We start from the raw sequence: 21282 nt of genomic DNA on the forward strand, positions 1-21282 counted from the left end.
TACTGATGAAAATCTTAGTGGTCGAAGATGATACGCTGCTGTTACAAGGGCTGCTGCTGGCGATGCAGGCGGAAGGCTATGCCTGCGATGGCGTGGCGACCGCGCGTGAAGCCGCGCAGTGCCTGGCAGTCAGCCATTACAGCCTGATCGTGCTGGATTTGGGATTACCCGATGAAGACGGTGTGCATTTTTTACAGCGACTGCGCCGCGAGAAGTGCGCGCTGCCGGTGCTGATCCTGACCGCGCGCGATACCGTTGAGGATCGCGTGTCGGGGCTGGACGCCGGCGCTGACGACTATCTGATAAAACCCTTCGCGCTGGAGGAGCTGAACGCCCGTATTCGCGCGCTGCTGCGCCGTAAACATAATGAGGGTGACAGTGAACTGACGGTGGGCGATCTGCAACTTAATGTGAATAATCGTCAGGCAAAACTGGCGGGCCAGCTGCTGGACCTGACCCCCAAAGAGTATGCCCTGCTCTCGCGGCTGATGCTCAAAGCAGGCAACCCGGTGCACCGGGAAATCCTCTACAACGATATTTACAGCTGGGATAACGAACCGGCGACCAATACGCTGGAAGTGCATATTCATAATCTGCGCGACAAAGTGGGTAAAGATCGCATCCGCACGGTGCGGGGCTTCGGTTATTTGCTGGTGAAAACGCAGGGAGAGCAGTAAAGCATGAATTTTCGTCACTGGACGCTACGGCGTCGTTTGCTACTGACCATCGGCACTATTCTGGTGGTCTGCCAGCTGGTGAGCGTGTTCTGGCTGTGGCATGAAAGCAAAGAGCAGATCCAGCTGATTGTGGAAAGCGAGATCCATAAAGCCAACAATCACAGCAACATTAAACATGAAGTGCACGAAGCGGTCGCCAGCCTGCTGATCCCAAGCCTCATCATTATCGGCCTTGCCCTGCTGCTGTGCATGCAGGCCATCAAACGCATTACCCGACCGCTAAAGGATTTGCAGCATGAACTGGAGATCCGCACGCCGGATAACCTGCAACCCATCGCGCTGGAAAACCCGGTGCCGGAAGTGGAGGCGGTGACCACAGCGATCAACCAGCTGGTGGCCCGCCTGACCGTCACCCTCGATCGGGAACGACTGTTCACCGCGGATGTGGCCCACGAGCTGCGCACGCCGCTGGCCGGGCTACGGCTGCACCTTGAACTGTTGTCAAAAAGCCATGCCATTGACGTCAGCCATTTGATCCTGCGTCTTGAACAGATGACGGAAAGTGTCTCGCAGTTGCTGCAACTGGCGCGCGTGGCGCAGTCCTTTTCGGCGGGAAGTTATCAGCAGGTGATGCTGATCCGCGATGTGATCCTGCCGTTACAGGACGAATTACTCACCATGCTCAGTACACGCCAGCAGAGACTGGTATGGCCTGAACAGGTCAATGATATTGCGGTCAGCGGTGATGCCCCGCAGCTGCGCGTGCTGTTGAGAAATCTGGTGGAAAACGCTCATCGTTACAGTCCTGAGCGGGCCACTATCACCATTACGGTCAGCAATGAAAACGCGCCAGTGCTGGCGGTGGAAGATGAAGGTCCTGGCATTGACGAAGCGTCCAGCCATGAGCTCAGCAAAGCCTTTGTGCGTATGGACAGCCGTTACGGCGGCATGGGACTCGGGCTGAGCATCGTCAGCCGCATCGCACAATTACACGACGGGGAGCTGTTTTTACATAATCGTAACCCCGGACCGGGGCTACGCGCATGGGTACGATTTCCGGACAGCAGCGCCGAGGGCGCAACCGTCAAACGGTAAACCAGGTATGCAGGAAGCTGGCGATCATCATCACCGTGATCGCCAGCGCGAGTCGTTGTACGGGGGTTATTTTTTGCATGACACTGTCCTCATTAACATCCGTACAGTGTCGCCTTACCAGATTAAGACTGCATTAAGCCGCATAAAAAAGCGCGCTACGATGTGACACCCTTCTCATTTCCCGTTTCGTAACGTGTTCCGAATCCGGACCAACGCGCCAGCACGGCATACAGCACCGCCATCACAAAGCAGCTCAGGTTAAACAGCACCCAGGGCGCATACTCGAGCGTCGCCACGCCGAGGGTTTTCGCCATAAACATCCCGGAGATGGTCCACGGAAACAGTCCCTCCAGCAGCGTGGCGCCGGACTCCATGGCGCGCGACATGTTCACCATATGCAGTTTTTTGGTTTTAAAGCAGGGATCGTACATATTTTTGACGAGGAAAAAGCTGATCACCGCATTGCCGGTACAGGCCACCAGCAGCGAGCTGGTGAGCATGGTTGCCAGCACGGTGCTGGTCACCGAGGTCAGTTTTTTCACCAGCCGCTGCAAAATAACGTTAAGCCCGCCGGACACCTCCAGCGCCGAAGCAAACAAAAAGGCGTACAGCATCACCACAATCGGGCTGACCATCGAATACATCCCGCCCCGGTTAAGCAGCGTATTGATGTTTTTGCTGGTCGCCTCGTTCATCGCCACCGTGGTGAAGTCCGGGATCATGCTGGTGTTAAAGCCGTTAATCGCCGCTTTCACCAGATCCGCCAGCGCAAAAGGCTGCGTAACAGCGGCAATGCCCAGCGCCATGAAAGACGAGGCGACCAGTACAATAACGGTATCCCATTTACGCATCGCGCCGACAAACACCAGCAGCGCCGGCACCATCAGCAGCGGATTCAGCCAGAACAACAGGTCGAGGGCATTTTTCATCACCGAAATGGTGTCCAGGTGCAGCGCCTGTGCCGCCTGCAAATCCCAACCGGCGATCCAGAAGCCGATGCAGGCGAACAAAAACGCCGGGACCGAGGTGTACATCATGTGGCGAATGCTCTGGTACAGCTCTGCCCCTGCCGCCAGCGCCGCCATGTTGGTGGTGTCGGACAGCGGAGAGAGCTTGTCGCCAAAGTAAGCCCCGGAGATCACCGCCCCGGCAGTTATCGGCAGCGAAACGTTCATGGCGGCCGCCACAGCCACCAGCGCCACGCCACGCCAATGGTGCCCGCCGATCCCCACGACGTACCGGTAAAGGTCGAAATGCACACCGTAACCAGAAATGCCGTCAGATAAAGATAGGCCGGATTAATAATTTCCAGCCCGTAATAGACCATCAGCGGGATAGTCCCGCTGACCATCCAGCAGCCGATGAGCATACCAATGGTGAGCAGGATCAGCATTGCCGGCACGGCATCTTTAATTTTGCCGATAAACGTCTGCATCATGTTTTGCCAGCCCGCCCCATAATAACGGGCAAAAAAGCCGGTAATAATCGTGATGACAATAAGAATAAATTCGACCGGATAATTTAAAACACCGATCCCCATAAAAAACACCATAAAGACCACCGCGAATAACAGCATCGCAGCGGTAAAGCCCGGTTCCCTGTTAGCGTCCATACTCTTTCCTGTATATTTAGCCGTGTCTGACGGCATTAAAAGCGCGATTTAAATCTGCGATCAATAATTGCGGATTTTCCTGGCCGACAGAGAGGCGAATTAATCCTGCCGCCATGCCGTCGCGGGCAATATCCGCTTCGTTATAACCGCGATTAGGGGAAATAATCAGGCTCTCGTAACCGCCCCAGCTGCAGCCAGGCTTAAAGATTTTGCAGCTATCAATAAAGGTTTTTACTTTCTGAAAACTGCCGTTACGTAATTCAAAACTCAATAAGCCGGAGACGCCGTACATTTGCGCCGCGATTAATTCCCGGCTGCGGACATCTGCCACCGCCGGGTGACAGAGTTTTTCCACCGCCTCGCACTGTTGCAGCCAGGCCAGCACCACCAGGGTGTTTTCCTGATGCTGCTTCATGCGCAGGGGCAATGTGCGCAGGCCACGGATCACCAGCCAGGCGCTGTCCGGTGCCAGTACCGCGCCGAGCAGTTGATGAGAGAAATCACGGATCGCATCGATATGCTCATGACGGCCCACCACCGCGCCGGCGGTTAAGTCGCTGTGACCGCCGATATACTTGGTGCAGGAGTGCACCGACAGGTCGAAGCCGAGCGTCAAGGGTTTCTGGAACAGCGGCGTAGCCCAGGTATTGTCGATCACGGTGATAATACCGTGCGTTTTTGCCAGCCGGGCGATGGCACGCAGATCCACCACCCGCATGGTCATGGTGCCAGGGGATTCGGTATAGATCATTCGTGTATTGGGGCGAATTTTTGCCGCGATGTCCCCAGGCTCGCCGCTCAGCACCACGTCAAACGTAATGTTAAATCGCGCCTGCATCTGCCTGACTAACGTCAGCGTCGGGCCGTAAACGTTATTGGTGAAGATGACGTGATCCCCGCTGCGCAAAAAAGCCAACAGGGTGGCGGCAATCGCCCCCATGCCCGAAGCAAAGGCTTTGCAGGCTTCTCCCCGTTCAAGGGCCGCGAGTTTATTTTCCAGCAATTCCGTGGTGGGATTCAGCCCACGGGAATAAATATAACGTTCAGCTTCATGCTGCATATCATCGCAATAGCGCTGATAATTCTGCTGCACGAATAAACTGGTTTTCACCAGCGGCGGGCTGACCGCGCCATAATTTTTATGATGTTCCTCATTAATACCTGAACAGGTAATAACATCATCCATGGCATAGTCATTCTCTTTAAACAGACAGCGTATCGATTCCATTGTCTTTTCCTGGTTTTACGTGGGAATAATAAAAACCAGCTTAATAAAAAAGCGCAGAAAAGAATCGGTTTATTTTGCCATCAATTTTCATAAGAAGGCATAAATGCAAAGATCGACGTTATTCAGATCACAGCCAATAAAAACAGGGGTTGGGGTTAATTAATGGGATTAATAAGAGCGGTAAATAATATCACGTAGCGCTATTATTCTGCCCAGTCTTCCAGGATCAGTCCCGGCACCCGCGCAAATTCACGGGTATTATTAGTGACCAGAATGACATTAGCGGCGATAGCATGCCCGGCGATGGCGGCATCGTTAGCGCCAACTGGCGTACCCGCCGCTGCCAGCGCAGCCTTGATCCTGGTGGTGGCATCAACGGCAGCACGATCCCAGGGCAGGATGGCGTCCAGACGAGCGCAGAACGCCTGCACCAGTTGCCCGTGCCGTGGAGAGGCTTTTTTGCCGATGGCACTAAACTGCATTTCTGCGTAGGTAATCGCGGATACCACGATACGATTACGGCGCATCACCGCCTGCTCGAGACGTTTTAATACCGACTCAGGCTGCTCGCGCATGATAAACGAGCAAATATTGGTATCCAGCATGTAGGTCTTACTCATAGCTTGAAACGTCCCTCATCGCTGACGATCTCTTCACGCTCCTGCATGAAATCCTTGTCGGCTTTTTCTTCCTGCACAAAAGAACCCCATGAGGGTTTAACTGGTCGCAGGATGATGGTGTCGCCTTCCCTGATAATTTCCAGCTCGTTCACGCCGTCAAAATCCAGATCGCGGGGCAAACGAATGGCACGGTTATTACCGTTCTTAAATATCGATACTGTTCGCATGTTTCTACTCCTTATTGAACAGGGACAAGCTCTGCTGAGGAGTATATGCCTTGCATATGCTAACGCGCAATAAACAAACCGCGCTATACCATATCGGCATAGCGCGGCAGGCATCAGGACGCCGCGATAAACAACTCGCGCAGCTGGTGAAGCTGGTCGCGTACGGCAGCGGCTTCTTCGAACTCGAGGTTTTGCGCGTGCTGCATCATTTGCGCTTCCAGTTCGTGGATTTTCTGCTGCATCGCTTTTGGCGTCAGCAGACGTTCCAGGCTCTCTTCCACCACCGGTGAACGGGATTTGCCGCGGCCTTTGGCTTTGGTTTTCGCGATGTTCTCGCCCAGCGCCAGAATATCGACCACTTTCTTGTTCAGCCCCTGCGGCGTAATGCCGTGCTCGATGTTGTACTGGTGCTGTTTCTCACGGCGACGTTCGGTTTCGCTGATGGCTTTCGCCATCGACGCGGTGATGCGATCGCCGTAAAGAATGGCTTTCCCGTTAACGTTACGCGCCGCACGCCCAATGGTCTGGATCAGCGAGCGTTCAGAACGCAGGAAGCCTTCTTTGTCGGCATCAAGGATCGCCACCAGCGACACCTCCGGCATATCCAGCCCCTCACGCAACAGGTTGATCCCGACCAGCACGTCAAACTCACCAAGACGCAGGTCGCGGATGATCTCCATACGCTCCACGGTATCGATGTCGGAGTGCAGATAGCGCACCTTCTCGCCGTGTTCTTCGAGATATTCGGTTAAATCCTCGGCCATTCGCTTGGTGAGCGTAGTGACCAGTACACGCTCGTTGATGGCGACACGCTTACGGATCTCAGAAAGCAGATCGTCCACCTGGGTGCCCACCGGGCGCACTTCGATAATCGGATCCAGCAGGCCGGTCGGACGCACCACCTGATCGACAATATCGTCGCCGGATTTTTCCAGCTCGTAAGGGCCAGGCGTTGCGGACACGTAAATGGTCTGCGGTGCCAGCGCTTCGAACTCTTCAAACTTCATCGGACGGTTATCCAGCGCCGAGGGCAAACGGAAGCCATATTCCACCAGCGTCTCTTTACGCGCGCGGTCGCCACGGTACATGCCGCCAATCTGCGGAATGGTCACGTGGGATTCGTCCACCACCAGCAGGCCATCTGCAGGCAGGTAGTCGAACAGCGTTGGCGGCGCTTCCCCCGGCCCGCGCCCGGAGAGGTAGCGGGAATAGTTTTCCACCCCGGAGCAGTAACCCAGTTCGTTCATCATTTCGAGGTCGAACTGCGTACGTTGCGTCAGGCGCTGCTCTTCCAGCAGTTTGTTATTTGCCAGCAGCGTTTTGCGGCGTTCGGCGAGGTCGACTTTGATCTCTTCCATGGCCTGCACGATACGCTCGCGGGGCGTCACGTAGTGCGTTTTCGGGTAGACGGTAAAGCGCTGGATGGACGATTCCACATGCCCGGTCAGCGGATCAAACAGCGACAAACGCTCGACTTCTTCGTCGAACAGCTCAACGCGCAGCGCCATATCGTCAGATTCCGCCGGGAAAATATCGATGACTTCGCCGCGCACGCGGAAGGTGCCGCGCTGGAACGCCTGATCGTTACGGGTGTACTGCAACTCCGCCAGGCGGCGCACGATAGCGCGCTGATCGATGATCATGCCAGTGGTGAGGTGCAGCATCATTTTCAGGTACAGATCGGGGTCGCCCAGACCGTAGATCGCCGACACGGAGGCCACCACGATCACATCGCGGCGCTCCAGCAGCGCTTTGGTCGCGGACAGACGCATCTGTTCGATGTGCTCGTTCACCGACGAATCTTTTTCGATAAAGGTGTCAGAACTGGGCACGTAGGCTTCCGGCTGGTAGTAGTCGTAGTACGACACAAAATACTCTACCGCGTTATCCGGGAAGAACTCTTTCATCTCGCCATACAGCTGGGCCGCCAGGGTTTTGTTGGGTGCCAGCACCATGGTCGGACGCTGGAGATCGGCAATCACATTCGCCACGGTGAACGTTTTCCCTGAACCGGTTACCCCCAGCAAGGTTTGGTGCGCCAGTCCGTCTTCCAGCCCTTCTTTCAGGCGGCGGATGGCCTCTGGCTGATCGCCAGAAGGTTTAAACGCAGAATTCAGTTTGAACGGTTTACTCATGAACGGCTACCTGATGGAGGAATGAGCGGGCAGGTGAGTAATTTTACTCGCGACGGCGATTTTTGCCAATAAAAAATACTGGATGAAAAAACAGTAACGCGCTACGTTGTGGCGACGTAAGGGTGACAGTAGGTCCAGGGCGGATGGCACATTATCCTGCTTACGGGATAAAACGCTGCGCGATACAGGTTATCCCCAAAAAGATTTCTGATTTAACATTTGTCAAGAGATGTCATGAAAGTTTTGTGGCAGTCAGTGACACTTTTTTTACAGGCATTGCTTTTATGCAAGTTATTGATATTAAAGCAATATACTGAAAAGCCGCCTTTCGCATCAATTCATGTCCAGGCCGCATGAACTCTCGCTTCTCACGTGTTTTCTAACTCTAATGCACATGGTTATCCACAGGAATAGTGGATAACTCCCGCCAGGCCATATCCCCTGCCGCTCAGCAAATTCCCGGTTTTGACCCAGGCGGCAATGACAAAAAATTTTTATCACTAAATTTTGCGTGGAAGATAAGCCGCCATCGGGTCAAAGCAGGGCGATCCTGCTTAAAAACCGTTCCGCTGCTGCACCCTTTTTGCCTTGTGCGCACTGCCAGCGTGCAGGATTTTCTGCGGCATCCGCTGCCGGTGACGATTTGTTCCCTGTTTCTTCATCCTGCTCTGAAAAATACGACATTCGTTGGAGGTGGCAAGTCTTTTGCAACATCTCGTTTACAGCGCTGTTACCGACAGCCATGAGAACAGGAGAAGCCCGATGTTACGTCTACGCGCGGTCAATCAGTATTACGGCGATCAGCATACGTTATGGAATGTCGATTTAGATTTAGTGCCTGGCACCTGTACCACGGTGATAGGTTTACAGGGGATGGGCAAGACCACGCTGGTGAACTGCATTACCGGCAATCTGCCTGTCGAGAGCGGCAGCATCGTCTGGCAGGATGCAAGCGCGCCACCGCTCGATCTGTTACAGGTGACAGCAGCACATCGCACGGCAATGGGGATTGGCTATGTGCCGCAGGACCGACGGATCTTCTCCCAGTTGACGGTAGAAGAAAATTTACATATTGCGATGCTGGCGGCGGGCGAACCGGGCTGCGCGGTCACCCCGGCGATCTACGATCTGTTTCCGGAGCTGTACGCGCTGCGCCAGATCAAGGGGGCGGGCCTGTCAGAGGATAACCAGTATCAGCTGGCGCTGGCCCGTGCGCTGGTCACGCAGCCGCGCCTGCTGATCCTCGATGAACCGACGCGGGGATCGGGCCAGGCGTTCATCCATAAGCTTGGTAATTTACTGGTGCGGCTGAATCAGGATCTCGGCATGACCATCCTGCTGGCGGAGCAGCATCTGTCGTTTATCCGCCGCGTGGCCGACCGGTTCTGCCTGCTGCACCGGGGACGTAACGTGGCGCAGGGGCATGTGCATCAGCTCGATGACCAGCTTATTTCCCACTGGATGTCACAGGACGCAGTTCGCTGAGATCAAGATAATGACCGTTTTGCCGTTCCAGCGGCGCGTCTGCCAGCCAGGGGATCTCCCCGAGGAAAGGCGCAGGCAGCACGCGTCGCAGCGTCGCCAGGTACTCCGCATGACGTTTTCCCGGCGGCTGCACGTCATTGGCGATCCAGCCTGCCAGCCGTAATCCCGCCTGACGCACCGCCAGCGCGGTGAGCTGCGCGTGGTTAATGCAGCCGAGCTTGACCCCGACCACCAGGATCACCGGCAGCGCTTCCTGTATCACCCAGTCTGCATAGCTGTCGCGTTCAGACAGCGGCGTGAACCAGCCCCCTGCCCCTTCCACCAGGATCCAGTCCGCCTGGTTTTCCAGCGCGCGTAACCCCGCTGACATCACGCCAAAATCAATCGGGATCCCCTGATCCGCGCTGACGATATGCGGTGAGGTCGGCTCGGCAAAGACGTAGGGATTGACCACCTCATAGTCCAGCACCAGGCTGGCGTGGCGTTGCAGGGCCAGCGCATCGCTGTTGCGCAGCCCGTCCGGCGTCACCTCGCTGCCTGAGGCCACCGGTTTATAGCCAGCCGTGCGTTTTCCCCGTGCGGCTGCCGCCTGTAACAGCGCGCAGCTGGCGACGGTTTTCCCCACTTCGGTATCCGTCCCGGTGACAAAATAGCGTTCAGTCACGTTCAATAACTCCCCAGAAAAGTGAATAGGTCAGCGGATAGCGCCCGGCGCGTTGTGGCCAGGCGAGCTGCAGCCGTTGCAGCTGTCCACGGGTCAGCGCCTGCGCCTGACGCCCGGCATGCAGATGCGTGGCCCCAATACCCTTCAGCGAACGCATGGCGCTGAGCGCATCCTCAAACTCCAGCGTAATCTGTGCGATCCCGCTGCGACCGCGCCAGTGACTCACCGTGTCGGTAAGCGTCTGCGCCGGTAAAAAACGATTGGCGTGCGGGTGATGATCCACCGCCTGCCAGGCCTGATTCAGCTCCGGTAAAGAGCCTGCCGCCAGCGTCGTAAAAGCCACCGCGCCACCAGGACGCACCACGCGATACAGCTCGCTCAATGCCTGATGCAGATCGTCGCACCACTGCACCGCCAGATTGCTCCACGCCAGATCAAACTGCGCGCTGCCAAAAGGCATGGCTTCGATGTCTGCCAGCACATAGTGATGCGCGGCCTGCTGGCGGCGGGCCTCATCGAGCATCGGCGCAGATAAATCGAGGGCGGTAACGTTCGCGCCCTGCTCACGCCAGTAGCGGCTGAGCGCCCCCGGTCCGCAACCGGCGTCCAGTACCCGCTCAATGGATCGTTCACCGGTCATTGCCAGCAGCAGGTCGGCGCTTTGCGTCTGTAACTGCGCATGACGGGCATAGCCCTGGGCGGCACGGCCAAAGGCGGCGGCGACCGCAGGTTTATTCACCGGCGTCATGCAGCGCCTCCAGCAGACAGTCGATGTCCTGGCGTTCGTGATCTGCCGTCAGGGTCAGCCGCAGACGCGCGGTGCCCGGCGGTACGGTGGGCGGGCGGATCGCCGTCACCCAGCAACCCGCCTGCCGCAGCCGCGCGGCCAGATCCAGCGCCCGGGCGTTATCGCCGACGATCAGCGGCTGTATGGCGCTTTGTGAGGCGGTCATTTTGACGTTAAGCGCCTGCGCACCACGGCGAAAATGGTCGATCAGCGCGCTGAGTTTTTCCCGTCGGGCAGCACCGTCGGCCTGACGGATCACCGCCAGCGACGCGCTGATGGCGATGGCCTGGGCAGGCGGCATGGCGGTGCTGTAAATCAGATGGCGGGCGAACTGCACCAGATAGTCCGCCAGCGCCTCGCTACACAGCACGGCCGCGCCGCTGACGCCAAAACCTTTGCCGAAAGTGACGATCAGCAGTTCCGGGCGGATGCCTGCGGCATGACAGCTGCCGCGTCCTTCCGGCCCGGTCACGCCGGTGCCGTGAGCGTCATCCACCAGCAGCCAGGCGGATGCGCCTTGCGCGGCGGCGGCAATCTCCGCCAGCGGTGCGCTGTCGCCATCCATGCTGAACACCCCTTCGGTGATCAAAAGTTGTTGTCCGGCGCAGGGTTTCGCCAGCAGGTCAGTGAGCTGCGGGACGTTGTTATGGCTGTAACGCCGCAGTTGTGCGGGGCTTAATACCGCCGCTTCCAGTAACGAGGCGTGGCTGAGCTTGTCGGCGATCAGCCGGTCATCGTCACCCGCCAGCGCGGCGATCACCGCCTGGTTGGCGGCGAATCCTGAAATAAACAGCAGCGCGCGCGGGTAGCCGAGCCAGTCGGCAAGTTCCGCTTCCAGCGCCTGATGTGCTGCGGTGTAGCCGCTGACGTGCCCGGAGCCGCCGCTGCCAACGCCGTAGCGGTCGGCCCCCTGCTGCCAGGCGCGGATCACCTGCGGATGCTGGCTGAGGCCGAGGTAATCATTGGAGGAGAAGTTACAAAAGCGCTCGCCGTCGTGCGTCAGCCAGCGCCCGGCCCCCTGCTCCATTACGCGCCGGGTGCGCAGCGCCTGCGCCGCGCGACGGTTGTCGAGCGCCGTATCGATGCGCGTCTGCCAGCTCATACCGCCGCCGCGTTGTAATACTGGTCGGTGTCGGCGTTACGCAGTTGTTGTTCAAGCTGATACTGCTGCTCGTTATCGCCGTTCATCACGTCGGTCTGCTGCGGATTAAGGCCGAGCTTACGGAACAGCTGCACGTCTTTGTCCTCTTCCGGGTTCGGCGTGGTCAGCAGTTTGCAGCCGTAGAAAATCGAGTTCGCCCCGGCCATGAAACACATCGCCTGGGTCTGCTCATTCATCTGCTCGCGTCCGGCGGAGAGACGCACATACGAGGTCGGCATCATGATGCGCGCCACGGCGATGGTGCGGATAAAATCAAAGGCGTCCACGTCGTCATTATCGGCCAGCGGCGTCCCTTTTACTTTCACCAGCATGTTGATCGGCACACTTTCCGGCGGCGTTGGCAGGTTCGCCAGTTGCAGCAGCAGACCGGCGCGATCGGTGACGGTTTCACCTAAGCCCACGATACCGCCGGAGCAGACTTTGATCCCCGCATCGCGCACTTTATCCAGCGTGTCGAGACGCTCCTGATAGGTGCGGGTGGTGATGATGTTGCCGTAAAATTCCGGCGAGGTGTCGAGGTTGTGGTTGTAGTAATCGAGTCCGGCAGCGGCGAGGCGCTGTGCCTGGCTGTCTTCCAGCGTGCCAAGCGTCATGCAGGCTTCCAGCCCCATCGCCTTCACGCCCTGCACCATTTGCTCGAGATACGGCATATCACGCTCGTGCGGGTTCTTCCACGCCGCACCCATGCAGAAGCGCGTCGAACCGGCGTCTTTGGCTTTGCGCGCCGATTCCAGCACCTGCTCCACTTCCATCAGGCGCTCGGAAGCCAGCCCGGTTTTATAGCGCGAGCTTTGCGGGCAGTATTTACAGTCTTCCGGGCAGGCACCGGTTTTGATCGACAGCAGCGTGCTGACCTGCACCTGACGCGGATCGAAATGCTGACGGTGTACGGTTTGCGCCTCGAACAGCAGATCGAGCAGCGGTTTATTAAACAGTTCGGTGACTTGCGACAAAGTCCAGCGGTGAGCCATGGGGCATCTCCAACGGTGTGTTACGTTTTGATTTGGTGTAGACTCGTAAACCTAAATGTTTTTAATTTGGTTTACAAGTCGATTATGACACCGAACGATCTCGCCTTTGATAAGCGCCATATCTGGCATCCTTACACTTCCATGACCACCCCGCTGCCGGTCTTTCCGGTACAGTCTGCCCACGGTTGTGAACTGCATCTGACGACAGGCGAGCGGCTGGTGGACGGCATGTCGTCCTGGTGGGCGGCGATCCACGGCTATAACCATCCGCAGCTTAATGCGGCGATGAAAGCGCAGATTGATGAGATGTCCCATGTGATGTTCGGCGGCATTACGCATCAGCCAGCGGTGGATCTGTGCCGCAGGCTGGTGGCGATGACGCCGGCGCCACTGGAGTGCGTGTTCCTCGCAGATTCCGGCTCAGTAGCGGTGGAAGTGGCGATGAAAATGGCGTTGCAGTACTGGCAGGCGAAAGGCCAGCCGCGCCAGCGTTTTCTCACCTTCCGCAATGGCTATCACGGCGATACCTTTGGCGCGATGTCGGTATGCGATCCGGATAATTCGATGCACAGCCTGTGGCAGGGTTATCTGCCGGATAACCTCTTTGCAACAGCGCCGCAAAGCCGTTTTGACGGCGAATGGGATGAGCTGGATATGGTGCCGTTTGCCCGGCTGATGGCGGCGCACCGTCACGACATCGCGGCGGTGATCCTCGAACCCATCGTACAGGGCGCGGGCGGAATGCGGTTTTATCACCCTGAATGGCTGAGGCGCATTCGTAAGATGTGCGATCGCGAAGGTATCCTGCTGATCGCCGATGAGATCGCCACCGGTTTCGGGCGTACCGGCAAGCTGTTCGCCTGCGAACACGCTGGCATTGCGCCGGATATTCTCTGCCTCGGCAAGGCGCTGACCGGCGGCACCATGACGCTTTCCGCCACCCTGACCACCCGCGATGTCGCCGATACCATCAGCAACGGCGAAGCGGGCTGCTTTATGCATGGCCCGACGTTTATGGGCAATCCGCTGGCCTGCGCGGTGGCGAATGCCAGCCTGCAACTGCTGGAAAGCGGCGACTGGCGCAATCAGGTGGCGACCATTGAAGCCCAGTTAAGCCGTGAACTGGCACCGATCCGTGATGCAGAAACGGTGGCGGATGTGCGGGTGCTGGGGGCGATTGGCGTTGTCGAAACCCGCCAGCCGGTCAACATGGCGGCGCTGCAACGCTTCTTCGTATCGCGCGGCGTCTGGGTGCGGCCGTTCGGTCGGCTGATCTATTTAATGCCGCCCTATATCATCACCTCGCAGCAACTCTCCAGGCTTACGCAGGCGGTGTGCGATGCGGTGCGGGAGCCGCAACATTTCCTGCCGTAACGCGTTGCACGCAAAATGGCGTAAATATTTCGGGATATTGCAGCCGATTTAAACAATCGGCTTCCCGTTTCGCTCAACTTAGTATAAAAAAGCAGGCTTCTAAGGAATTCATTTTAACCTGATAGCCTGGAGCATCCCTTGAACACATTTTCGGTTTCCCGTCTGACGCTGGCACTGGCTTTTGGCGTGACACTGACTGCATGCAGCTCAACGCCACCGGACCAAAAACCTTCCACGCAAGCTGCACCGGGTACTGCCGCCCGTCCGGTCTTGTCCGCGAATGAAGCACAGAACTTTGTCCCGGCGCGTTATTTCGCGTCGATGGATCCGAATGCGGCCCCCTGGACCCCGTCTGATATTCGTCTGCCACAGCAGGCCAACTTTGTCGTCGGCCCGGCGGGTACAGCGGGTGTGACGCACACCACCATCCAGGCCGCGGTCGATGCGGCTATCAATAAACACACCAGCGAGCGCCAGTACATTGCCATTCTGCCAGGCGAGTATGAAGGTACCGTGTATATTCCGGCCGCCCCTGGCAGCCTGACCCTGTACGGTACCGGCGAAAAACCGCTGGACGTGAAAGTGGGCCTTGCGGTGGACTCCGAAATGGACACCACCACCTGGCGTCGCCTCGTGAATCCGGCCGGGAAATATATGCCAGGCAAACCGGCGTGGTATATGTTCGATGCCTGCCAGAGCAAGCGTAACGCCACCGTGGGCGTGATGTGCTCCGCAGTCGTCTGGTCACAGAATAACGGCCTGCAACTGCAAAACCTGACCATCCAGAACAGCCTGGGTGACAGCGTGGATGCGGGTAATCACCAGGCGGTGGCCCTGCGCAGCGATGGCGATAAAGTGCAGATCAACAAGGTGAACATTCTGGGTCGCCAGAACACGTTCTTCGTGACCAACAGTAGCGTCGATAACACCCTGCGCACCGATCGTCAGACCCGTACGCTGGTAAAAGACAGCTATGTGGAAGGGGATGTGGATCTGGTCGCGGGTCGCGGCGCGGTGGTCTTTGAAAACACCGATTTCCGCATCGTGAATTCCCGTACCCAGCAGGAAGGCTATGTCTTCGCCCCGGCAACCCAGGCGAATATCTTCTACGGTTTCCTGGCGGTGAACAGCCGCTTCAGCGCCGCCGGTGACGGCGTGGCACAGCTGGGCCGTTCACTGGATCTTGATTCCGCGACCAACGGTCAGGTGGTGATCCGCGACAGCGTGATCAACGAAGGCTTTAACGTGGCGAAACCCTGGGCCGCGGCCGCAGGTTCGCAGCGCGCCTTTGCGGGTAACACCGGCAACGTGGATGATAAAGGCAATGTGACGCGCGATCTGAACGACGCGCAGTTTAACCGCATGTGGGAGTTCAACAACCGCGGCGTGGGCAGCCAGATTGTCGCCGAGCCGAAGCAGTAATGCGTGACTGATAAAAAGCCCGCCAGATGGCGGGCTTTTTTTTGCGTCTGGTTTAGTAGGCGTTAACCACCACCCACATCGGGCCCTGGCCGACCGCATAACGGCCTTTCTCTTCCAGCAAACCCTGCGCGCCGCTGATTTCATACAGCGCGATATGGTGCGACTTCTGCCCGGCAGCAATCAGGTACTTACCGCTGTGATCGACATTAAAGCCGCGCGGCTGAGTTTCCGTTGGCTGATAACCTTCGATGGCCAGCACGCTACCGTCTTCTGACACGCTGAACACCGTGATCAGACTGGCGGTACGGTCACAGGCATACAAATGACGTCCGTCCGGGGTGATATGAATATCGGCCGCCCAGCGGGTGTCAGCGAAATCAGCCGGCATCATATCCAGCGTCTGCACGCATTCAATTTCACCGTGCGGGTTTTTCAGTTGCCAGACATCGACGCTGCTGTTCAGTTCGTTCACGCAGTACGCAAACTGCTGATTGGGATGGAACGCGATGTGGCGCGGGCCTGCTCCTTCCACGGTTTTCACTTCGCCCGGCTCCTGCGGCGTCAGCGAACCGTCTTCGCCCAGTGAGAACAGGCAAATACGATCCTGTTTGAGCGCCGGGACCCACAGCGTGCGGTTGTCCGGGGAGATATTCGCCGAGTGGCAGCCTTCCAGCCCTTCGGCAACCGTCACGGTTTCGCCGGGGATGCCGTCATCCAGACGGGTCACGCTGACGCAGCCAGCGTTATAGGAGCCGCTGAACAGGAAACGACCGCTGTGATCGGTAGAGATATGCGTCGGGCTGCCCGGCAGCGGCGCTTCGGCGGTATAGGTCAGCGCGCCGTCTTCCGCAGAAATGCGGTACGCCAGCACGCGAAACTCAGGGCGAACACCGACGTACAAGAAGCGTTTATCCGGGCTTACGACCATCGGTTGCACCTGCCCTGGAACATCAACAACCTGGACCAGTGTTAGTGCGCCTTCCGGGTTCAGACGCCAGACGTGGATCTGCTGGCTTTCCGGGCTGGCGGTATAAACGGTTTGTTTCATGAATTCTCCTCGATCACAAAGCAGTGAAGTAGATTACCAGGATAGTCTTTTTTAACAGTGAATGCTGGATTTCTGCGCGCGGATTTTGTCCGACCGGTCATCGGGTGTACCATTCCGGCAGCTTATTTCTCATCATTCATACGGAATACGATATGACCTCGCGCGTTATCGCTCTCGATTTAGACGGCACCTTACTGACCCCCGGCAAAACCCTTCTTCCCGCCACACTTGATGCGATGAACCGTGCCAAAGCCGCCGGGTATCAGTTAATTATCGTGACCGGTCGCCATCATGTTGCCATTCATCCTTTTTATCAGGCACTGGCGCTGGATACACCTGCAATTTGTTGTAATGGCACTTATTTGTATGATTATCATGCAAAAAAGGTGCTGGAGTCCGATCCGCTGCCGGTCAATCAGGCACTGCAACTGATCGAGATGCTGGATGAACACGAGGTGCACGGTCTGATGTATGTTGACGACGCGATGGTTTATGAAAAGCCCACCGGTCATGTGATCCGCACCCACAACTGGGCGATGAACTTACCGGAAGCGCAGCGCCCGACCTTTACCCAGGTGGCTTCCCTGACGCAGACAGCGCAGGATGTGGCGGCGATCTGGAAATTCGCGCTGACCGATGAAAACAGCGAGAAGTTAAATGCGTTCGCGCTGCACGTGGAGCAGACGCTGGGTCTGGAGTGCGAGCGTTCGTGGCACGATCAGGTGGACATCGCCCGGCGCGGCAACAGCAAAGGCAAACGCCTCTCCCAATGGGTGGCGGCGCAGGGATTGTCGATGCAGGACGTGATTGCTTTTGGTGATAACTTCAACGACATCAGCATGCTGGAAGCGGCGGGCACCGGCGTCGCCATGGGCAACGCCGACGAGGCGGTAAAAGCGCGGGCGGATGTGGTGATCGGCGATAACAGCACCGACACCATCGCCGAATACCTCTATAAACATCTGCTGTGATCAGGCGGTAATCGACACGCTCTTGATTTGCGCGTACAGCCACAGGCCGGGTTTGATCCCCAGTTCATCCCTGGCCCACGGGCTGATACGCGCCCAGATGGTCCGGCTGCCTACCTCAAGCTGCACTTCAACCTGCCCCTGGTCATCCAGACACTGCGTCACCTTCGCGCGCAGAATATTACGAATGCTGCTGTTAACCGGCGGCTGTAGCACCAGCGAAACATCCGTCGCCTGAATACGCACCCGCAGCGTGGACTGCAACGGGCGATCCAGTTTATTGACCCACAAATGCTGATCGCCCAGCGCCAGCGCGGTCATCGCGTAATGTGGATGGTGTTCCAGCACGCTGACCTTCAGCACGCTGCTTTGCTGATCCGGCGGCACCCACGGATTCATCACCCGACTGCCCCAGACCGCCTCCAGCGAGCTAAAGGCTTTCACCGTCCCGCCCTCCAGCACCATCACTTTATCCGCCAGATGCAGGATCTCATCCAGCGAGTGACTGACGTAGAGCATCGGGATGTGGATCTCCCGCGCCAGCCGTTGCAGATACGGCAGCAGTTCGCGCTTTCGCGGCATATCCAGCGAGGCCAGCGGCTCGTCGAGCAGCAGCAGCTCCGGCGCGGTTAACAGTGCGCGGCCAATCGCCACCCGCTGTTTTTCACCGCCGGAAAGACTGCCCGGCAGGCGATCGAGCAGCGGCGCAATGCCCAGCAGATCCACCAGCTTGTCGAACTGGCCGGCCATACTTTTTGCCATGCCGTAGCGCAAATTGCCGCGCACGCTGTAATGGGGAAACAGACGCGCATCCTGAAACACATAGCCGACGCGGCGTTTTTCCGGTGCGAGAAAAAGGCCTTTTTCAGCATCGTTCAGTACGCGATTATTCAGCACAATGCGTCCTTGCTGCGGACGTGTCAGGCCACTGATGGCATTGATAAGCGAAGTTTTACCGGCCCCGGATACACCAAAAATAGCGGTAATGCCGCTGGCAGGCAGCGTTTCGTTGATCTGTAAACGATGCGTTCCCAGCGTCTGGGTAAAGTGCAGTTCCAGCATGATCAGCGCCCCGTCCGTTCGCGGCTGATGCGGGCCAGCCATTCAGAAACCAGCAGTGAAATTAACGCCAGTACGATGGAGATGACGCACAGTCGTGCGGCAGCGCTTTCCCCGCCCGGCGTCTGGATCAGGGTGTACATGGCCGAAGGGAGGGTGCGCGTTTCGCCGGGGATATTCGAAACAAAAGTGATAGTCGCACCAAATTCACCCAGCGAACGGGCAAACGCCAGCACCGTGCCGACGATAATGCCGGGCAACGTCAGGGGTAACGTGATGGTGAAAAAGACGCGCCAGCGCCCCGCACCCAGCGTGCGGGCAGCCTGTTCCAGTTTGATGTCCACGCCTTCCAGCGCCAGGCGGATCGCCCGCACCATCAGCGGAAAGGACATCACCGCCGCCGCCAGTACCGCACCGCGCCAGTTAAAGGCCAGAGTGATGCCGAACCAGTCATACAACCAGCCGCCGATCACCCCGCGCCGTCCCATGCTGATAAGCAGCAGATAACCCACCACCACCGGCGGCAGAACAAGGGGAAGATGCAGCAGGCTGTCGAGCAGCGCTTTGCCCGGAAAGGTGCAGCGCACCAGCAGCCAGGCAAAGAAGATCCCAAAAGGCAGACTAAAGAGTACGGCCAGGGACGAGACTTTCAGGCTCAGCAATACCGCCTGCCATTCGGGATCGGTCAATATCATTCGTGCGTCGTAAATCCATAACGTTTAAAGATTTCAGAAGCCTGCGGACCTTGCAGATAGTCATAAAAGGCGCTCACCGTCGCGTTCTTATGACCCTCGACAATCGCCAGCGGGTATTCCACTTTTTGGTGTGACGCTTCCGGGAACGTGCCAACCACTTTCACGCCGTTACTGGCCACCGCATCAGAGCCGTAAACGATGCCGAGCGGCGCTTCGTTACGTTCCACCAGCGCCAGCGCGCCGCGCACATCTTCCGCCGGGGCGAGTACTGGCGACAGCGTATCCCAGGCCCCCAGTTTTTGTAACGCCTCTTTGGCATAAATGCCCGCCGGGACGTGCTGCGGATCGCCTGACGCGAGACGACCACCGTTCAGCAGACGGGTCCACGGCGTTTGCGCGTTAATGGTTATCGGCCCCTGGGGGCTGGCTTTCGCCGCGACCACCACCAGGCTGTTGCCCAGCAATGTTTTCCGACTGTCGGCGTCAATCGCCTTTTTCTCTACCGCGTAATCCATCCATTTCTGGTCGGCAGAGATAAACAGATCGGCTGGCGCGCCCGCTTCGATCTGGCGGGCCAGCGTGGAGGACGAGGCAAATGACGACACCACCGCGACGTTTTTCTCTTTTTTGTACTGTGTTGCAATATCCTGCATCGCGTTGGTCAGCGAGGCAGCGGCGAAGACGGTGATTTTGCTTTCGTCTGCCAGCGCAGCACCTGCCAGCGAGAGAGACAGCGCGGCGCCTGCAAACAGACGTAAACCGGTACGGGCCATGTTCTTACTCCTGTGAGTTTCGTTATATACTTAATGATATAACGATAGCCGCACAAATTTACAGGACTAATTGGTTCGGCTCAGGTATTAGCAGGTACGCAAAGGGAATATCGGCAGGCGGGCGTAAATCTTGAATAGCAAAACGCCCGCTGAGCGGGCGCTTTTTATGAAATCAATGTGACTGTCTGGATTTATCTTTGTGGCCGACGCCGGAGAAGATATTGAAGACTTCACCAAGACCGTAAATCAGGCCCAGAATGATCGCCATTACCACCGGTACCATGATGACCGCAAATCCCAGACTTTTTAATAACTCTAACATGGTCGACTCCACAGTGTGTTAAGCGGTTATTCTAACCCGATCCCTACAAATTACACGCCCCTTTTGTGCGGTGCCCGTTGCGCCAGGGGGGAATTCCGTCACAATACCCTATTTGCCAGGACATTGTTATGCAGGCCGAAATCCTCCTTACTCTCAAGCTCCAGCAACGTCTTTTTGCCGATCCGCGCCGCATTTCCCTGCTTAAACAAATAGCCGAAACCGGCTCAATTAGCCAGGGCGCCAAGAACGCCGGGATCAGCTACAAAAGCGCCTGGGATGCGATCAACGAGATGAATCAGCTCAGCGAACAGACGCTGGTGGAGCGCGCCACCGGCGGAAAAGGCGGCGGCGGCGCGCTGCTCACGCGCTACGGGCAACGGCTGATCGCGCTTTACGATCTGCTGGCGCAGATCCAGCAGAAAGCCTTCGATGTGTTAAGCGACGATGACGCCCTGCCGCTGGACAGCCTGCTGGCGGCCATCTCGCGCTTTTCCCTGCAAACCAGCGCCCGTAATCAGTGGTTCGGTACCGTTGTCGCCCGTGAATCCCATCAGGTGCAGCACGCTATCGAGGTGTTACTGGCGAACGGCAGCACCCGTCTGAAAGTGGCGATCACCGCCCAAAGTAGCGCGCGGCTGGGGCTTGCAGAAGGCAAAGAGGTACTGGTATTGCTGAAAGCGCCGTGGGTGAAGGTAACCCAGGATGTGGCGATTGCCGCCAGTATGGATAATCAGTTGCCCGCCACTGTGCGTCATATCGAACGCGGTGAGACGCAGTGCGAAGTGCTGATGACCCTCCCGGACGGTCAGACGCTGTGCGCCACGCTGCCCCATGCCGACGCGGAAGATCTCACCGAAAACAGCGAAGTGATTGCCTGTTTTGCCGCCGACCAGGTGATTGTCGCGACATTGTGCTGAGTGCATTGACAAACCGCCCGCTGACACGTAATCCTGTGTTT

23 protein-coding genes are annotated in these 21282 nt (G+C 57.5%); 8 read left to right on the plus strand and 15 right to left on the minus strand.

Annotation, left to right across the window (positions count from 1 at the left end):
- The first annotated feature begins 5 nt into the window (after positions 1 to 5).
- Positions 6 to 677, plus strand: coding sequence for a two-component system response regulator PmrA (pmrA, locus tag KW828_RS03425; RefSeq protein WP_218334986.1), 672 nt, complete (start codon positions 6 to 8; stop codon positions 675 to 677).
- A gap of 3 nt (positions 678 to 680) precedes the next feature.
- Positions 681 to 1772 carry a two-component system sensor histidine kinase PmrB gene (gene pmrB / locus KW828_RS03430; RefSeq protein WP_218334987.1) on the plus strand — a complete coding sequence of 364 codons (1092 nt, stop codon included), beginning with the start codon at positions 681 to 683 and terminating at the stop codon, positions 1770 to 1772.
- Positions 1773 to 1927: 155 nt separating this feature from the next.
- Here pmrB and KW828_RS03435 read toward each other — a convergent pair whose 3' ends face one another.
- From KW828_RS03435 to uvrB, 6 genes are all read right to left on the minus strand, one after another.
- The gene (locus KW828_RS03435) at positions 1928 to 2947 is read right to left on the minus strand and encodes a Na+/H+ antiporter NhaC family protein (RefSeq protein WP_256349961.1); all 1020 of its coding nucleotides are present in this window, start codon (positions 2945 to 2947) and stop codon (positions 1928 to 1930) included.
- Complete coding sequence (locus tag KW828_RS21840; RefSeq protein ID WP_256349962.1) at positions 2944 to 3384, minus strand: hypothetical protein; 441 nt, start codon at positions 3382 to 3384, stop codon at positions 2944 to 2946. Before KW828_RS21840 ends, KW828_RS03435 begins: the two co-directional genes overlap by 4 nt.
- A gap of 16 nt (positions 3385 to 3400) precedes the next feature.
- The gene (locus KW828_RS03440; protein WP_218334988.1) at positions 3401 to 4612 is read right to left on the minus strand and encodes a PLP-dependent aspartate aminotransferase family protein; all 1212 of its coding nucleotides are present in this window, start codon (positions 4610 to 4612) and stop codon (positions 3401 to 3403) included.
- 203 nt (positions 4613 to 4815) lie between these two features.
- Positions 4816 to 5232: a PIN domain-containing protein gene (locus KW828_RS03445; protein ID WP_218334989.1), complete on the minus strand. Its 417-nt coding sequence runs from the start codon at positions 5230 to 5232 to the stop codon at positions 4816 to 4818.
- Positions 5229 to 5459, minus strand: a complete 231-nt coding sequence (gene vapB / locus KW828_RS03450) for a type II toxin-antitoxin system VapB family antitoxin (protein WP_088219909.1) — start codon at positions 5457 to 5459, stop codon at positions 5229 to 5231. Before vapB ends, KW828_RS03445 begins: the two co-directional genes overlap by 4 nt.
- A gap of 113 nt (positions 5460 to 5572) precedes the next feature.
- Positions 5573 to 7594 (minus strand): excinuclease ABC subunit UvrB, encoded by a 2022-nt coding sequence (gene uvrB, locus KW828_RS03455; RefSeq protein ID WP_218334990.1) that lies wholly within the window; start codon positions 7592 to 7594, stop codon positions 5573 to 5575.
- Positions 7595 to 8007: 413 nt separating this feature from the next.
- On the opposite strand from uvrB, the gene KW828_RS03460 reads away from it, so the two are divergent.
- Positions 8008 to 8340, plus strand: a complete 333-nt coding sequence (locus KW828_RS03460; RefSeq protein ID WP_218334991.1) for a hypothetical protein — start codon at positions 8008 to 8010, stop codon at positions 8338 to 8340.
- Between the two features lie 16 nt (positions 8341 to 8356).
- A complete protein-coding gene (locus KW828_RS03465) occupies positions 8357 to 9079 on the plus strand; it encodes an ABC transporter ATP-binding protein (protein ID WP_218334992.1) in 723 nt (240 codons plus the stop codon).
- On the opposite strand, the gene bioD is transcribed toward KW828_RS03465, so the two are convergent.
- Genes bioD through bioB form a run of 4 tightly spaced genes read right to left on the minus strand, consistent with a single transcriptional unit; the run spans position 9042 to position 12663 of the window.
- On the minus strand, positions 9042 to 9743 hold the full coding sequence (gene bioD, locus KW828_RS03470) for a dethiobiotin synthase (protein ID WP_218334993.1): 702 nt from the start codon (positions 9741 to 9743) through the stop codon (positions 9042 to 9044). The two genes, KW828_RS03465 and bioD, sit on opposite strands and share 38 nt — an antisense overlap.
- The gene (gene bioC, locus KW828_RS03475) at positions 9736 to 10491 is read right to left on the minus strand and encodes a malonyl-ACP O-methyltransferase BioC (protein WP_218334994.1); all 756 of its coding nucleotides are present in this window, start codon (positions 10489 to 10491) and stop codon (positions 9736 to 9738) included. The genes bioD and bioC overlap by 8 nt, the downstream gene beginning before the upstream one ends.
- The gene (gene bioF / locus KW828_RS03480; protein WP_218334995.1) at positions 10475 to 11632 is read right to left on the minus strand and encodes an 8-amino-7-oxononanoate synthase; all 1158 of its coding nucleotides are present in this window, start codon (positions 11630 to 11632) and stop codon (positions 10475 to 10477) included. The genes bioC and bioF overlap by 17 nt, the downstream gene beginning before the upstream one ends.
- The gene (bioB, locus tag KW828_RS03485) at positions 11629 to 12663 is read right to left on the minus strand and encodes a biotin synthase BioB (protein WP_218334996.1); all 1035 of its coding nucleotides are present in this window, start codon (positions 12661 to 12663) and stop codon (positions 11629 to 11631) included. The genes bioF and bioB overlap by 4 nt, the downstream gene beginning before the upstream one ends.
- Before the next feature lie 66 nt (positions 12664 to 12729).
- Between bioB and bioA the strand changes: the two genes are divergently transcribed.
- Together bioA and KW828_RS03495 are read left to right on the plus strand one after the other, a co-directional pair.
- Positions 12730 to 14037 carry an adenosylmethionine--8-amino-7-oxononanoate transaminase gene (gene bioA / locus KW828_RS03490; RefSeq protein WP_218334997.1) on the plus strand — a complete coding sequence of 436 codons (1308 nt, stop codon included), beginning with the start codon at positions 12730 to 12732 and terminating at the stop codon, positions 14035 to 14037.
- Between the two features lie 138 nt (positions 14038 to 14175).
- Positions 14176 to 15459, plus strand: coding sequence for a putative acyl-CoA thioester hydrolase (locus KW828_RS03495; protein WP_218334998.1), 1284 nt, complete (start codon positions 14176 to 14178; stop codon positions 15457 to 15459).
- Between the two features lie 52 nt (positions 15460 to 15511).
- Here KW828_RS03495 and pgl read toward each other — a convergent pair whose 3' ends face one another.
- On the minus strand, positions 15512 to 16507 hold the full coding sequence (gene pgl / locus KW828_RS03500) for a 6-phosphogluconolactonase (protein WP_218334999.1): 996 nt from the start codon (positions 16505 to 16507) through the stop codon (positions 15512 to 15514).
- A gap of 152 nt (positions 16508 to 16659) precedes the next feature.
- Here pgl and KW828_RS03505 point away from each other — a divergent pair, with 152 nt between their 5' ends.
- Positions 16660 to 17478, plus strand: a complete 819-nt coding sequence (locus KW828_RS03505) for a pyridoxal phosphatase (RefSeq protein ID WP_218335000.1) — start codon at positions 16660 to 16662, stop codon at positions 17476 to 17478.
- Here KW828_RS03505 and modC read toward each other — a convergent pair whose 3' ends face one another.
- The 4 genes from modC to KW828_RS03525 all read right to left on the minus strand — a co-directional run bounded on the left by modC (position 17479) and on the right by KW828_RS03525 (position 20324).
- Positions 17479 to 18537, minus strand: coding sequence for a molybdenum ABC transporter ATP-binding protein ModC (gene modC / locus KW828_RS03510; RefSeq protein ID WP_218335368.1), 1059 nt, complete (start codon positions 18535 to 18537; stop codon positions 17479 to 17481).
- A gap of 2 nt (positions 18538 to 18539) precedes the next feature.
- Positions 18540 to 19229, minus strand: coding sequence for a molybdate ABC transporter permease subunit (modB, locus tag KW828_RS03515; RefSeq protein WP_218335001.1), 690 nt, complete (start codon positions 19227 to 19229; stop codon positions 18540 to 18542).
- On the minus strand, positions 19226 to 20002 hold the full coding sequence (modA, locus tag KW828_RS03520; protein WP_218335002.1) for a molybdate ABC transporter substrate-binding protein: 777 nt from the start codon (positions 20000 to 20002) through the stop codon (positions 19226 to 19228). The genes modB and modA overlap by 4 nt, the downstream gene beginning before the upstream one ends.
- A 172-nt stretch (positions 20003 to 20174) precedes the next feature.
- Positions 20175 to 20324, minus strand: coding sequence for an AcrZ family multidrug efflux pump-associated protein (locus KW828_RS03525; protein ID WP_088219922.1), 150 nt, complete (start codon positions 20322 to 20324; stop codon positions 20175 to 20177).
- Between the two features lie 128 nt (positions 20325 to 20452).
- Between KW828_RS03525 and modE the strand changes: the two genes are divergently transcribed.
- Positions 20453 to 21241, plus strand: coding sequence for a molybdenum-dependent transcriptional regulator (gene modE / locus KW828_RS03530; RefSeq protein ID WP_218335003.1), 789 nt, complete (start codon positions 20453 to 20455; stop codon positions 21239 to 21241).
- Positions 21242 to 21282 lie beyond the last annotated feature (41 nt).

The sequence above is a fragment of the Enterobacter sp. ENT03 genome (genome assembly GCF_019218745.1).
Taxonomy (GTDB): Bacteria; Pseudomonadota; Gammaproteobacteria; order Enterobacterales; family Enterobacteriaceae; genus Enterobacter_D.